Origin of the sequence: Acinetobacter sp. YH01009, assembly GCF_013420765.1 — a bacterium.
Classification (GTDB): Bacteria; Pseudomonadota; Gammaproteobacteria; order Pseudomonadales; family Moraxellaceae; genus Acinetobacter; species Acinetobacter amyesii.
This window is the reverse complement of the sequence record NZ_VOYE01000001.1, coordinates 19,286-33,770: the sequence shown is the minus strand read 5'-3', so window position 1 is coordinate 33,770 and position 14,485 is coordinate 19,286. Positions and strand designations below refer to the sequence as shown.

The window sequence follows — 14,485 nt, the reverse complement described above, 5'->3', positions numbered from 1 at the left end:
GACATACTCCAAGCTCAAAATCGCAACACTTCATTATTCAGGAGGACGATAATTTCATCAAGACTAGTCCTGAAATAATCAGGACCGCAGCTAGCATACGCATGGCATTGGCAGGCTCACCCAATACAACGATGCCGAGGATAAATGAACCCACTGCACCAATGCCTGTCCATACTGTATAGGCTGTACCCAGCGGTAAGGATTTCATTGCATAAGACAATAAAGCAAAACTTGCGATCATGAAAACAATGGTCAAAATACTTGGCGTCAGTTTGCTAAAGCCTTCAGAGACTTTCATACAATATGCCCAGACTACCTCAAGCAATCCCGCTACAATTAATAAAACCCAAGCCATATTTTTACCCATAAAAAAAGCACAGGGGTCAATGACCGCTGTGCTTTAGAACATATTAACTTGAAGATAATTTCATCAAGATTAGACCAGAAATGATCAGTACTGCGGCTAACATCCGCATGGCAGTTGCAGGCTCACCGAGTATAAAAATACCCACGAGGAAAGAGCCAATCGCGCCGATTCCTGTCCAAATGGTATAAGCCGTTCCTAGAGGCAACGTTTTCATGGCATAGGCCAATAAACCAAAGCTCAGGATCATAAAAAATAAAGTGACTAAACTTGGGCCAAGTTTTGTAAAGCCTTCTGAGAGCTTCATCGAATAGGCCCAAACGATTTCAAAAATACCAGCGAATACTAGAACAACCCAGGCCATGATGCCTTCCTCCATATTAGTAGAGTCAGGTCGTCCTGACGATTTTTCTTACTGGCTTTGAACAAAGATGTAAGGGAGGTCGTTCCTCCGAATATCGTCTCAGTATAGCAAATATGCTGAATTTTAGTGCATTCTTTACATTTTTTGACCAAATCTAGGCCGTTATTCAGTTAAGGAAAAAACTTGTGCAGATGAATTGCACCAAAACATGGCATGTCTGTTCAAAGGATAGATTCAGACATAAAAAAAAAGCATCACCAAAACCTATTGATGATGCCCTCTTTATTTGGTCTATTGGCCGATTAGAACTTCAGACGAAGTCCTGCGCCATACCACCATTGTTTTTCACTTCCAGTTTCAGCTTGCCATGCCGTATGCTGATTTCCTTTTTCGTAGCTGTAAGCAACATCGATAAATGGCATTAACTTTTTATTGATTTCATAGCGTGTTTCTAGCCCTAGCCATACAGAACTGAGTCCTGTTTTTTGTGCATAGGCAGAGTCATCACTCAGCACTACATCTAGGTTTAGATACGGTTTTAAAATCAGTTTTTGCGTCAGCAGCAGATCACGTTCGGTTTTTAAAGAAAAACTGACCTGATTATCTGTACCAAGATATAGATAAGCATCAGTTTCAAAGAAATACGGTGCCAGACCATGCAGACCCACCGCAGCATCAAACTGTTCCTTGTCCATCACTTGATGTTCATCGACCCGATAACGTGCGCCAATTTGCGCATCCCAAAAGTCGGAGATCATACGGCTATACATCACTTGAGCCGCATAATCAGCATCTTGAGATTCTGCTTTATCGGCATGTAGTTTGATAAAGAGCTTATTTTCATCGGTCCCGATTCGACTCTCAATTTCGGTCTTTAAACTTCCACTGCCATCGGCATTATTGAGCCATCGATTGTCTATCTCAGTCGCTTGATAAATCTGTCCACCATGTTCACGCTTATGATCAACAGGAAACTGCGCAGAAGCAGCACGTGACGCAATAGATGATGCATTTGCATGTTCTGCATGTTCTGCATGTTCTGCATGTTCTGCATGTTCTGCATGTTCTGCAGTATGCTCCATCTTGTTCGATTCGATCCTTGTTTGCATCACTTGATGCGACGAATCATGTGAGGAATGCGACTCATGTTGAGCTGACATCGGCATGCTGTGATGTGCATCTTGCGCCATGGTCATTTGAGTGACCGATGCCAAAGCTAAACTTAGAACCGTATATGTGCATGGTTTAATGATGCGCATGAGACACCTCCTTTTGCGGTACAGATGCCGTTTTCGTATTCTCTGCGACATTTGCGACCACAAGTTTATTCATCATCCCTGCAGACATGTGATACAGCAAGTGACAATGAATCGCCCATTCCCCTAATTCATTGGCCGTTAACAGAGCCGTCACTGTTTTCCCCGGCGGCACAATCACCGTATGTTTATTTGGCATTTCAGAAGACACTTGCCCATTTTCCAATTGCATAAACATGCCATGTAAATGCATCGGATGCGCCATCATGCTGTCATTGACAAATTTCAGTCGGATTCGCTCACCATATTTCACTTTTAGTGGTCCAGCTTCGCTAAATTTTTTGCCATTCATGGTCCACATATAGCGTTCCATAGTTCCACCCAAATGAATGACCAAGTCTTGCGTCGGTTCACGTGTATCAGGCTGCGGGGTTAACGCTTTTAGATCACTATATTGCAGTGCCTTATCACCGACAGGTGTTGAAGCATTGGCCCAACCCATAACCGTTGCTGAATTTTCAACTGCCCGCATCTCTCCTTTAGACTGTGCATGCTCCATCGCTGTATGCATATCATGTTTCATAGATGAATCTATTGAGGAGTGGTTCATAGATGAATGATCCATCACACTATGATCCATATTGGCATGCGCTGAATCAGACATGTTCTGTTTATGCATCTCTGGATGCTGCATAGTAGTATGTGCAGTCACTGGAGAATGGTCCATGTCATGTCCCATAGCTGCATGATCATGTGCTTGATTCGGCTGAATCTTTGACGGATCGACAGTATGCGCGCTGTGCTCATGAGCATTCACTTGCTGGATTGCTGAAGTTTGGGTTGAACCTGTAGCCATATGTCCCATATTGCTATGGTCAATACCTGACATTGAACCATGCCCCATATCTTCCATGGTCAGCAAAGCGCGTAGCCGTGCTTTTGGTATATGAATACCTGAGTGCTGAGGCTGCGTTTCATCATGTAAAGTGCCAATCGCAAATCCAGTCCGATCAATCGACTCAGCTTCAATCTGATAATGCGCAGATTTAGGCTCTACGATCACATCATAGGTTTCTGCAGCACCGATGCGGAATTCATCCACAGCGACCGGCTTGACCGCTTGACCGTCTGCACTGACCACCGTCATTTTGAGCTGAGGAATACGCACATCAAAAAACGACATGGCCGCAGCATTTACAAAACGAAGTCTAACTTTTTCGTTAGGCTTAAATAGACCTGTCCAGTTTTGTTCTGGAGTTTTACCATTCAATAAGAACGTATAACCCGTTACATCAGACAAATCCGTTTTCAGCATACGCATTTGATTCCACATCGAACGGTCTTGCCAAGTATTTTTCAAACCCGTTCGTTGCATTTGCGTCCATACATCTGAAACTGTTTCACGCTGATTTTGATAGTATTCGGCAGACTTTTTCAGATTTGCCATAATCTGAGCGCTAGATGATTCATGAAAATCAGACAGCATGACCACATAATCACGTTGCGTCTGTTCATGTACGGCAAGTGCTTGTTTACCTTTCGGATAAATTACCAAAGCGCCATACAATCCGTCTTGTTCTTGGCCTTTGGAATGCGCGTGATACCAATAGGTTCCGCTTTGACGGACTTTAAATTTATAAGTAAAGCTACCATCAGGCTGAATTTCATTAAAACCATTAAAGCCGGGGACACCATCCATTAAGCCGGGCAGTAATAGACCATGCCAATGCACTGAGGTATTTTGTTTTTTGAGCTGATTATGCACATGGATGACCGCATCATCGCCTTCTTCAAACTCCAGTAATGGTGCTGGAAACTGACCATTGACGCTGATTTTCTTGACCGCTTTACCAGTCAAATTGATGGTCTTTTCATCAATATTCAGATGATATTCTTTAATGGCTGCAAACGCCCACGTTGGAGACAGCAGACATACCCCGAACACGAGGCCTGATTTAAATAAATTAGACATGACTTAACCTTTATAAAATAACGAAAAAACGTATTTAATACTCAGGTTAAGCTTGCGGAGGTCTTAGAATTTCTTGCCAAAAGCCTTTTAAATGCTGTCCAGCAAAAATGAAACGAGGAGGTTCTGCATAGTGATGCACATGGAAGGTCTGCAATGCGACCAAGGCGCTATCGACATAAGAGGTACTGATTTGGCAATGTGCGAGTGTACAGTCCTGACAGTCTGTGTTTTGTATCGATGAATGATGCACCAGACCATCTTGCTGTGCAGATGGCGAATCTAAAGATTGATGACAGTCCATCATTGAAATGACTTCAGGTGTCGGCTGCTTGCCATGATGTGCTGCATGCTCTGGAACAGCTTGCCGCTGATTTTGATGGCAATTTGCTATATTTGAACGTGAAGGATCAGTATGTGCTGCATGAACTGGTGCCTGATGGGCATTCGCTGTCATCATTTGTTGATGTTGAAAATTTTGCTGTGCACTGACCACACTGCTCCACCCCATGACAAATGCCATGAGCCAAGCAAAGCCAAGATGCTTACGCAAAAAATTAAACAATTTAGTATCCTAATTCAACCCAATGATGCACTGTGACAATATATCCCTATTAACACATCTTTAGAAACATCACGCGATCGGCTCAGCCGAAATCCGCATGAAACACCATGATGATATTATTTACGATTCAAATGCAATCACATGACATTTGTATCAACATGACATGCAGCTCGACCGATTTATCCATCATGAACGATACATTCAGAAATATCTAAAAGCACTATCTAGTGCGATCGATGATGTGTTTTGCCAGTCGCAGCGTATCTCAATAGTTGCTAACAGCATAATTAATTGTGCAGTTATTCACAACAGTTTTAAATTTATTGCGCTGTCATAAAAATCAGCGCATATCTTCCAGTTAAAACATAAAAGTTATTTTTTAAACTGATTAATTATTTACCATAGATTAATAAACATACAGCATTTCAAACACTTTACTCCATAAAAAAAGGACTCAATTGAGTCCTTTTTATACTTAATACGTCTAATTATTAAACCATTGATGCACAATCGTTTATAATTTATCCAAGTTATCCATATAGTTATCTACACAGATATCCATACGGTTATCCATATAGTTATCCACAAGCGAGGAATAACTTATACCCAAAGGCTTAAGCCTCTTGAGCATGCACTTTTGCCAACTCTGAACGCATGTCATCAATCACAGCTTTATAATCAGGCTTACCAAAAATCGCTGAACCTGCAACAAACATGTCTGCACCGGCTTCAGCAATATCACGAATATTGGCTGGAGTAACACCACCATCCACTTCTAAGCGAATATCACGACCTGAAGCATCAATAATTTTTCGTGCTTGACGCAGCTTTTCCAAGGTCATTGGAATGAACTTTTGACCACCAAAACCTGGGTTCACACTCATCAACAAGACTTGGTCAACTTTATCTAAAACGTAGTCTAAATAATGCAGAGGTGTCGCAGGGTTAAACACCAAGCCCGCTTGCGCACCGCCAGATTTGATTAACTGTAAAGAGCGGTCAATATGGTCAGTCGCTTCTGGGTGGAAAGTGATGATATCTGCGCCAGCTTCCAAGAAATCACCAATCATACGGTCTACCGGTGAAACCATTAGATGCACATCAATTGGCGCCTTAATGCCGTATTTTTTCAATGCCTTACAAACGCCCGCACCAAAAGTTAAGTTCGGTACATAATGATTATCCATGACATCGAAATGAACAACATCTGCACCGGCTTCTAGAACATTTTCAACTTCTTCACCTAAGCGCGCAAAGTCTGCTGACAAAATTGAAGGTGCGATTAAGAATGGCTTGGACATGAAAAACCTAGCTTTGAAAAGGGAGTGATTGACGCATTATAGCAAATTGTCCCCCTATTCGCTGCCCATGCCCTTAGTCGTTTTTTCGATGCCAATGATTGAGATCTCTCTAATAAAGAAACCTAGGATGAACTGATGTTACGCAGTAACATCAGAAGCGAAATTGGTTCAAATAAAAGAACGATACGCGGTAACGTCATCCGCAATTGTTTGAGACAGCACGACTTCTCATCAATTTTTTTTTGCAATACTTTAAATAAATAGACGCTAGAGAGCGAGTTTTGCGGTGAGGAGCATTGCTCTGCAAGATGGTTTCGTTGCGAAGCTTCGCTTCTCATTTTGCCTAATGAGAAACATCGTTTCGTAAGAGTACCTCCAGCCGAAGGCTAATCCCTTTATTTAAGCCCTAGATGTAAGACTCCGTCGAATTGACTTAAATATCATTTTAAAAATGCAAAATTATTTTTTGCGTGCGTAACATCAGTGATTAATATGAATAAAGACCACTGCGGTAGAAACACAGCGTTGCATTTTTAGACTTAACGGGCATCTATGTACTTTGCTAAGTTAAAGGACTGACGACTTAATAATAAAATTGCATCTATGAAAAGTTCAACATACATCACCACCGCCCAAGCAGCACGTGTTGCTAAGCGCTTAGTTAATCATTGGAAACATAAATTTGAAGTCAATGAACAGATCATTGGAGAAAATACTGCATTCAAGATTCAACTACCCTCCGCAGAGGTCAGCCTTCTACCACAAGCTGCATTTTTAGATGTAGTAATTTCAGCCCAAGATCCAAGTGCAAATCTAGATCAATTGGAACATGTGGTTTTAGATCATTTAATCCGCATGGGACAAGAAGAACTCAGTGCAACATGGCAACGCGAACCGTAGTCTACGTCGCCATATTGTCAAAGCCTTTCACTCAATGCTGATGTGATTGATAATTTCTAACTGCATCAATACGAGCTTTCGTCGCTGGATGTGACTCAAAGAAGTCTGTCCAAGATCTCTGATCTTTGGCAGTTTCATCCCTTGTACCTTTCTCTTTTGCTGTTTCACCATCAGCTTCATCTTCCATACGTTGTAAGAAGTTTGCAAAATGTGCCGTTGGAATTTGATGTTTTGAAAGTTGTTTTAAGGCATATAAATCTGCTTCTGATTCAAAGTCTCGTGAGTAACTCGCACCCACCGCAGCCACTGGCAAACTGGTGAGAATGTCAGAGCCATCCCCTGTAATCATCAACAAAATAATACTGATGCCTAAACCTGACAAACTTTGCTGCAAACTATGGCGTTGAACTAAATGCCCCTGCTCATGTGCAAGCACACCTATGAGCTCATAATCATTTTTCGCTAATTTAACCAACTCATCTGTCACGATAATGGTGTTATTGGGTATCGCCAATGCATTTGCACCGATGCTACCACCACCGCGGAATAACAACTTCGCAGGACGATTTTCAGCCACCAATTGTTGATATTCTTGTTTCAGTTTGTCTTGGCGTGCTTGTGGCAATTTTGTGGGTTCAGTCATATCGATAATATATTTTTCCGCCTGATCGCCCCAACTCGTTAAAGCGGTCTCAGGCAGTTGATTGGCCACCACATGTGACGCCGCAGGTATGCCCCATTTAATCAAGACAAAAGCAAAAGCCACCACAAAAATCACACTAAAAATGATTAGAGAAGGTGAACGCTCTAATTTCCAAATCGAATGCCAACGCGACTTCACATCGAGATTAAACCACTCCGGCAAGGGTTGATGAAACTCTAAACGAGCATCGTCCTTTAACTCGATCACTGGCTGAATATCACCTAACGCTCCAATCAGCGTCATATCTTGATAGGTGTAATGCTGCGTTTGTTCTAGGTCTTGACCATAACGCACAATCACGGCATGTTCCCCATCTGCGCTGATTTGAGCAACAAAGGGTTTTGACACTTTCCCATCATAATAGGTTGCATTCACTACTGATGTTTTCATGTAATTCACCTGTGTTATAAGGAAATATCTAGGTCAAAAATATCGGATAATTCTTCAGCAATTGCATTGTGATCTTGCTGCATTTGATTTTGTAATTGGTCAGGATCATCGACCAACATTAAATGCAAAGATTCCGTCTGATATTTATATAGTCGCACAACTGCCCATGGTGTCAGTAAACCGAGGCTAATCACTTTAGCCAACCAATTACTCAAGACAATCCATGCATAGCGCCATTGATTACAGTCCGTATGAAACTGACTGCGGCTCAACGTGGTGTTATTCCAAGTGGTAATAAAAATACGTGCAGCTGTGAGTGGCCAAATAAACATATAGCCAATCAAATACATACCAAAAATAATGAAGACATAAGATGCGTCATTTAAACCATCTGAACTACCAAACAGTATTGCAAAGATTACTGCCAGCAATGCACCAAAGCCCATAAACAGAAATAAAGGCACATACATGGCGCGCATATAATCGCCCCACGTATTATTCAGATTAAATTTCAACTGCCCCAGATACAAATGATTCAGACATTCACGTTTATATAGCCAGACCGCAACTGGTGTAAACAATCCAAGGGTAAAGACAACCACCGCAAGACATTTAACAAAGCACCAATATGCGCTTTTATTTGTCCCTGAAAAAAAGAATCGGCTATTACTAAACTTACTGTTGCGAGCACGGAAACGAATCGTAGATCGAATGAGCCAAGGAACCGCAAAGAAGATCAGGACAAAGCCCGCTAAGAAAGCTTCCCAAGAATACTTTATAGCAAAAGAGAAACCACCATAGACCACTAACGCAATGATTCGTCCAACTAAAATTTTTGTAGGCAAACCGGTAAAGTCAAAACGACGCTGAAATACCCAAGTATTACCGTAAAAATAACGTAAACGGCGGACCTTTGCCCAAGGCGCATAAAGTCCAAGCGTGACAATCGTCAGTAAGATATTCACAATCCAAATACCGAAATATTCAGACGCATTACCTTTAAACCTAAAATGATAATTTCGCCCCAAAACATCAGCCTGTTCTGTCTCACCAAATAGACTCGGTGGATTCATCACGGGCAGCTCTGGCGGAAGCGGCGTTTCCAATTGTGAATTTTGCATAAGTACCCTAAATTATTTTTTTTGGTATGTCGAATTTATTCATTTGCATGGCAATGCTCATCACCATGCCTTATTTATACGTATATCAAAGCAAGCTGTGCCTCAATATTTTTTTAACCACTGACTTTTAAATTAATGAACTACTGTTTGCAATTGGACAGCGTGAAATTGCAAATGATCATCCATAAAACTTTGAATAAAATAATAACCATGATCATAGCCTGCATGTTCACGCACTTCGAGTGGCTGCCCAACTTGCTCACACGCTTGCTTAAACAACATCGGATTTAACTGGCTATAAAATTGATCATCAATACCTTGGTCAATCAAAATGGCTTTAAACAAAGCCCCTTTAGATTTCACTAAAGCTGTAGCATCGTGCTGAAGCCACTGCTGTCGGTCTGAACCTAGATATTGATTAAAGGCTTTTTCGCCCCATGGACACTGACTCGGCGCACAAATCGGTGCAAAAGCAGAAACCGATTTAAACAGGTCAGGATGCTTCAACGCTAAAGTTAATGCCCCATGACCGCCCATACTATGTCCGAATATGCCAATCGCACCTTTTTGTACCGGAAATTCAGCCTGTACCAGCGAATACAATTCTTCAGTAAGAAAACGTTCCATTTGATAATGCTCGGCCCACGGTTGTTCCGTTGCATTAATATAAAAGCCTGCGCCTTGCCCAATATCCCAATGATCACCTTGTGCTACCTGTTCCCCACGTGGAGAAGTATCAGGGCTGATTAAAATCAGGCCAAGCTGCGCAGCTAAACGCTGAGCATGCGCTTTAATGGCAAAGGTTTCTTCAGTACAGGTTAATCCCGCCAAATAAAACAATGCAGGACACGCTTGGCCTTGTAAGGCTACTTCTGGCAGAAAAATACCAAACTTTGTCGCGGTCTTTAGACTTGAAGAATCCAATTGATAAATGCGCTGCTCACCAGCAAAACAAGTATTTCGTTGTACTAATTCCATGATCTTTATCCTAAACTTTTTTGATCTTTTAAGGCGTAACCGTCGTAGCCGGTGCAGTAGTCGTCGGCGGGAACAATCGTTGTTCTAATTGAGGCAACATTAATGCCATGTTTTTCCCCATCGACCACTGTGGCTCAGAAGGTTCGAAACCTTGCGCTGCTTCCCATTTCGCTACAGTCGCTTTGGTTTCATTAAATGCCGCTTGAATACTGGTCTGCTCACGCATCGCCTGATCAAAGAACGCACGACCAAAATAGGTGTATTCAGCTTCATTCGAACAGCCAAAAGACTGTCGATCAGCTGCCGATGCAGTAATGATTAAAGTATTATCATTTTGTAGTGCTGGAATAAAACTGCCTGAATAACATGAAGAAATCACAATCACACGCCAACGAATTCCGGATGCATCCAAGGCTTCTTTTAACCATTTAGGATCGACTTGCGCCAAATCCAAAGGTGCATTTTCCATTTCAAAGACATTTGGTAAACCATGTGAGGTCATATATAAAAATAAGACATCACTTTCTCGGTTCATCTGCTGACCGATACGACGCAGCGCCAACTCCATACTGGTTTTAGATGCCAGCGGAATTTCAGTGCGCGTTGCAGGGTTATTGATAAGCTCAACCGAACGTCCATAAGTACCAAAACGTGTATCAAACTGTTCTTTAATCCGTTCAATTTCCAGTTTAAAGACATCTTGATAACTCGCACCTGCCACCCCTAAGAAGTACCAATGGGATTGGGCAAACTCACCATATTCCACTGCGTCTAAAGACTTATTCAGCAAACGACTTTGTGCATAGAAGGCATCTTCAGCAAAGCTTGGTGGAACTTCTTCTACTTTCCAAATCGGCTGATCTTTGACTGAGACTTGCCACACGACCAAAGTAAATAGCGTCGCACCCATAATCAGTGCTCGCTCCCACCATGGCCATTTCAGCTCACGTGAAAATACCCAAACGACAGCCAGACTTTGCCAAACAAATAGAATAATGAATAACGTTGGAATGTAGTCGTACAAGAAGTATGGAAGAAAATCGAGATCTCCCAAATATTGAATCAAACATTGAAACAACATGATGTGCGTATCAAGCACCAACCAAAGCAATGCTGGGACCAACATTAACCGTGGATTATTCACACGTTGTGACAGGAAAATCCCCACGATTAAAGCAATAAATGGCCACAATGCGTAGCTAATGAGACCTTGGGCATTAAATTCGCCAATACGCCCCGTGCTGAGCCAACTAAATAAACTGTTGGCACAACCACCTAAAATCCCCCAAAACACCAATTGTAAAATCGATGGTCGAACGATTTGTAAAGAACGACGAGACCCCAAAAATAACCACATCCCCGCAGTTTGGTTGCTTTTAAAATCATGCCAAAAATTGATGGAGGGTTTGAAATCAATCATATAGTTCTGATGGTGGCCTTGGCTCGCTTAATTGCACAAATAATTTTATGCCTGATGTCGTTTTTAGCAATGCTATTTTTTAACTATATAACAAATCTTTGAACAATATTGAAGCAAATATCATTTTAAGTCACAAGATCATGTTGGAAATATGCATCAAAGCGACAAGCATCACCTTGCCACTGATGTTGTGGCTCTTGATTCGCTAAAAAAACCGCCAATCGTGGACGTTTAACCACGACACGTTTAGCAATTTTTTGTGCTAAATCCAGTAAATTATCACCTAAATCCATCTCACCATCTTCAGGTAACAGCAAATGCAATAATTGCATTTGTTTTTTGACCTGAGCTTGCTTTTTGACGGCTTGCTGGTTTTGATCTCGCTGCGGAAACATCGGATCGAGATAAACCACGTCAAAGATTTGATTGGTCGTCGACAAATGTTTCAAATAATCTGCCGAATCTGAAAAGACCAATTCAATTCGAGCTACAACCGAACTTAAAAACGCATCTTGCTGCGCACGTTGATGTGAGTCTTCCAATAGGGTAAATAAAATTGGATGACGTTCCACAAGGGTCACATGCGCACCCAAATGGGCCATCAATAAACTATCATGCCCTAGCCCTGCGGTTGCATCTACAAGCTGTGGTTTTTCAGCCAAATTACACGCACGTGCAATCATCTCAGACTTTAAGGATGCTCGCTTTAAACGCCCCACTTCTGCTTTCCAATCGGGTTGCATCTTCATGCCATTGGCCGCTAACCACAAACCATCTGCATCGACACACAAACTGAGTTCAGAGTTTAAACGTAAAAAACGCGCGTTTAATTTTTCAATCAATTCAATATTTACAGATACACCACGTGAAGAAAGCACAGCAGAATACTGCTGTGCTTTCTCATGAAACTCTTGTTCTGTGTATAAGCGGATTTCGCTTACCATAATTTCCAGCCTGTAAATGCGAACAATAAAATCAATAAACCTGAAACAATTCGATACCACGCAAAAATCATGAAATCACGTTTTGCCACATAAGCGACAAGCGCACGAATTAAAATCAATGCAGAGACAAATGAAACGATTAAACCAACGGCGATCACAGTCCAATCTTGAGTGCCTTGAAATACATAATAGCTTTGATATAAATCCAGCAAACCTGCACCGACAATAACCGGAATACCCAAAAAGAATGAAAACTCAGTGGCTGCTTTACGAGAAACCCCTAAGAACATGGCACCAATAATAGTCGCACCTGAACGTGAAGTCCCTGGAATTAAAGACAAAACTTGAATTAAACCAATCCAAATCGCATCTTTAATGGTTAAATCTTCTACTTCTTTGGCACGCACTTGCGGTGGATTTTTTTCGATCCAAATAATGATCAAACCACCGATAATCAACCCCATAGCAATCGCAATGTTATTGAACAGCAGCTCTTTCACCGTCTGACCAAACGTCAAACCAATCAATACGATTGGAATCGAAGCGAGAATTAAGCCAAAACCTAAACGGCGACCTTTTTCTTCACCAGTCACCATACCGGTTGCTGCGCCCCACAGGCGGCCCCAGTATTCATAAATCACCGCCGCAATCGCACCCATTTGAATTGCGATCACGAAAACATCACTTTTTTCTTTGGTCCAAAAGTTCATTAATTCTGAAGCCAGAATTAAATGCCCTGTACTTGAAATCGGTAAAAATTCGGTAATACCTTCAACAATACCCATGATTGCCGCTTTGAGCAGCAGTAGAAGATCCATATATAACCCTAATTATGGCTTGCCTTGTTCTGAAATTTTCTTCCAGGCGTTATCTCGTAAATATACGGGCAATGCAAGTTCAGCACTCACCCATGCTTTTCTTTGCGCCGCTTCGCGGGCAATAGTAGCAATATCTTGTGCTGTTGCACTTAAGTCTTTGTATTGTGTTTGTTCTGATTGAATGAGCTCACTACCAGAACCCACGACAGTAAATTTGATCTGTGGTGTGGCATCGGCGTAGCTTAATAATTGTTCTTCATCAACAGCCTGCATAATGCCATTGGCATCGAGTTGATAGCTGGCGATGTACACTTCTTGCATGCGTGCATCAAGGACTGCCGTTACTTGGGTCAAACCATGTACACGATGCGCCGCTTGAGCCAAAGCTTGCAAAGTCGATACTGGAACAACAGGTACGTCATTGGCCCATGCCAAGGCTTGTGTTACCGCTGCATTAATACGAACACCACTAAATGAGCCAGGCCCACGACTAAAGGCAATCGCAGTTAAATTCGCTAACTCAATAGCAGTTTGATTAAGCCCTTGCTCAATCATTGGGAGAATGGTTTGCGTCTGCGCTTTTGCCCGTAAATCGAGTTGAAAATAAAGCTCTTGAGTTTCATCTACAATCGAGACGGAACACTGCTCATTGGCAGTTTCCAATGCCAGTAATTTCATGCGCAACCTTAATTAAATTTAATCTTAAAAAACGTTGAATATGATACTCCACTCCATCGCAGTTCGCGAGATTTTCCACCACAGACTCAGCGCTTTCTGTATTTAATCTATAAAAAAGCCTCGACAAACGTCGAGGCTTTTTTGCTTACCATGTATAGCGTTCTAAAGTTCAGCGACTTCGAGTTGAGTAAAATGTTTAAAATGAGCGGCATAGTGCAAGGCACTCATTTTTAGACGTGCTTCGGCTTGTTCATCTAAAGTCTTGACGACTTTACCCGGTGAACCCATCACAACAGAATTATCCGGAATCACCTTCCCTTCTGGAATTAAAGCATTCGCACCAATGATGCAATTTTTACCAATCACAGCATGATTTAGAACCACGGCATTGATTCCGATCAGACTATTATCACCTACGGTACATCCGTGTAGCATGGCTTGATGCCCAATCGTGACATAATCACCAATGATCATTTCAATGCCCGCATCGGTATGCAGCACCGCATTTTCTTGTACATTGGTAAAATCACCCAGTTTGATACGACTGTTGTCCCCTCGAATGACGGCTCCGAACCAGACACTCACTTCTCGGCCTAATTCAACTTGCCCAATGACCGTTGCATTTTCTGCAACCCAACCATCCCAAGGTTGATGTGTGGCTTTCGGGCTATATCCTTGAAACTTGTACAACATGATCAAACATCCTATTTTGAC

Annotated in this window: 15 protein-coding genes; 1 reads left to right on the top strand and 14 read right to left on the bottom strand. The window is 41.9% G+C overall.

Translation table 11 applies throughout. The features are described 5' to 3' along the window. Positions 1-37 precede the first annotated feature (37 nt). From sugE to rpe, 6 genes are all read right to left on the bottom strand, one after another. Positions 38-355, bottom strand: coding sequence for a quaternary ammonium compound efflux SMR transporter SugE (gene sugE / locus FTT76_RS00165; RefSeq protein ID WP_078191206.1), 318 nt, complete (start codon positions 353-355; stop codon positions 38-40). A 55-nt stretch (positions 356-410) separates the two neighbouring features. Continuing rightward, positions 411-728: a multidrug efflux SMR transporter gene (locus tag FTT76_RS00160; protein WP_078191168.1), complete on the bottom strand. Its 318-nt coding sequence runs from the start codon at positions 726-728 to the stop codon at positions 411-413. 302 nt (positions 729-1,030) lie between these two features. After that, a complete protein-coding gene (locus tag FTT76_RS00155) occupies positions 1,031-1,987 on the bottom strand; it encodes a copper resistance protein B (protein WP_180189953.1) in 957 nt (318 codons plus the stop codon). Next, positions 1,974-3,956 (bottom strand): multicopper oxidase domain-containing protein, encoded by a 1,983-nt coding sequence (locus FTT76_RS00150; protein ID WP_180073847.1) that lies wholly within the window; start codon positions 3,954-3,956, stop codon positions 1,974-1,976. Before FTT76_RS00150 ends, FTT76_RS00155 begins: the two co-directional genes overlap by 14 nt. A 46-nt stretch (positions 3,957-4,002) precedes the next feature. Then, a complete protein-coding gene (locus FTT76_RS00145; RefSeq protein ID WP_180040867.1) occupies positions 4,003-4,518 on the bottom strand; it encodes a hypothetical protein in 516 nt (171 codons plus the stop codon). A 614-nt stretch (positions 4,519-5,132) separates the two neighbouring features. Next, positions 5,133-5,819, bottom strand: a complete 687-nt coding sequence (rpe, locus tag FTT76_RS00140; RefSeq protein WP_078192356.1) for a ribulose-phosphate 3-epimerase — start codon at positions 5,817-5,819, stop codon at positions 5,133-5,135. Positions 5,820-6,422: 603 nt separating this feature from the next. Here rpe and FTT76_RS00135 point away from each other — a divergent pair. Then, entirely contained in the window at positions 6,423-6,719 is a 297-nt protein-coding gene (locus tag FTT76_RS00135; RefSeq protein ID WP_180189952.1) for a DUF2218 domain-containing protein, read from the top strand. A gap of 31 nt (positions 6,720-6,750) precedes the next feature. Here FTT76_RS00135 and FTT76_RS00130 read toward each other — a convergent pair whose 3' ends face one another. From FTT76_RS00130 to FTT76_RS00095, 8 genes are all read right to left on the bottom strand, one after another. Then, a complete protein-coding gene (locus tag FTT76_RS00130) occupies positions 6,751-7,812 on the bottom strand; it encodes a M48 family metallopeptidase (protein ID WP_180021427.1) in 1,062 nt (353 codons plus the stop codon). Between the two features lie 14 nt (positions 7,813-7,826). Further along, entirely contained in the window at positions 7,827-8,933 is a 1,107-nt protein-coding gene (locus FTT76_RS00125; RefSeq protein WP_168378510.1) for a YjgN family protein, read from the bottom strand. Between the two features lie 132 nt (positions 8,934-9,065). Beyond that, positions 9,066-9,911, bottom strand: a complete 846-nt coding sequence (fghA, locus tag FTT76_RS00120) for an S-formylglutathione hydrolase (RefSeq protein WP_180189951.1) — start codon at positions 9,909-9,911, stop codon at positions 9,066-9,068. Positions 9,912-9,939: 28 nt separating this feature from the next. Continuing rightward, positions 9,940-11,331, bottom strand: a complete 1,392-nt coding sequence (locus FTT76_RS00115; protein WP_168378508.1) for a C13 family peptidase — start codon at positions 11,329-11,331, stop codon at positions 9,940-9,942. A gap of 125 nt (positions 11,332-11,456) precedes the next feature. Then, the gene (locus FTT76_RS00110) at positions 11,457-12,275 is read right to left on the bottom strand and encodes a class I SAM-dependent methyltransferase (protein ID WP_218945800.1); all 819 of its coding nucleotides are present in this window, start codon (positions 12,273-12,275) and stop codon (positions 11,457-11,459) included. Then, positions 12,269-13,093 (bottom strand): undecaprenyl-diphosphate phosphatase, encoded by an 825-nt coding sequence (locus tag FTT76_RS00105; RefSeq protein WP_180189950.1) that lies wholly within the window; start codon positions 13,091-13,093, stop codon positions 12,269-12,271. Before FTT76_RS00105 ends, FTT76_RS00110 begins: the two co-directional genes overlap by 7 nt. Positions 13,094-13,105: 12 nt before the next feature. Then, the gene (tsaB, locus tag FTT76_RS00100) at positions 13,106-13,771 is read right to left on the bottom strand and encodes a tRNA (adenosine(37)-N6)-threonylcarbamoyltransferase complex dimerization subunit type 1 TsaB (protein ID WP_180164997.1); all 666 of its coding nucleotides are present in this window, start codon (positions 13,769-13,771) and stop codon (positions 13,106-13,108) included. Positions 13,772-13,933: 162 nt separating this feature from the next. Further along, a complete protein-coding gene (locus FTT76_RS00095) occupies positions 13,934-14,464 on the bottom strand; it encodes a gamma carbonic anhydrase family protein (RefSeq protein WP_180009924.1) in 531 nt (176 codons plus the stop codon). Positions 14,465-14,485: the final 21 nt, after the last annotated feature.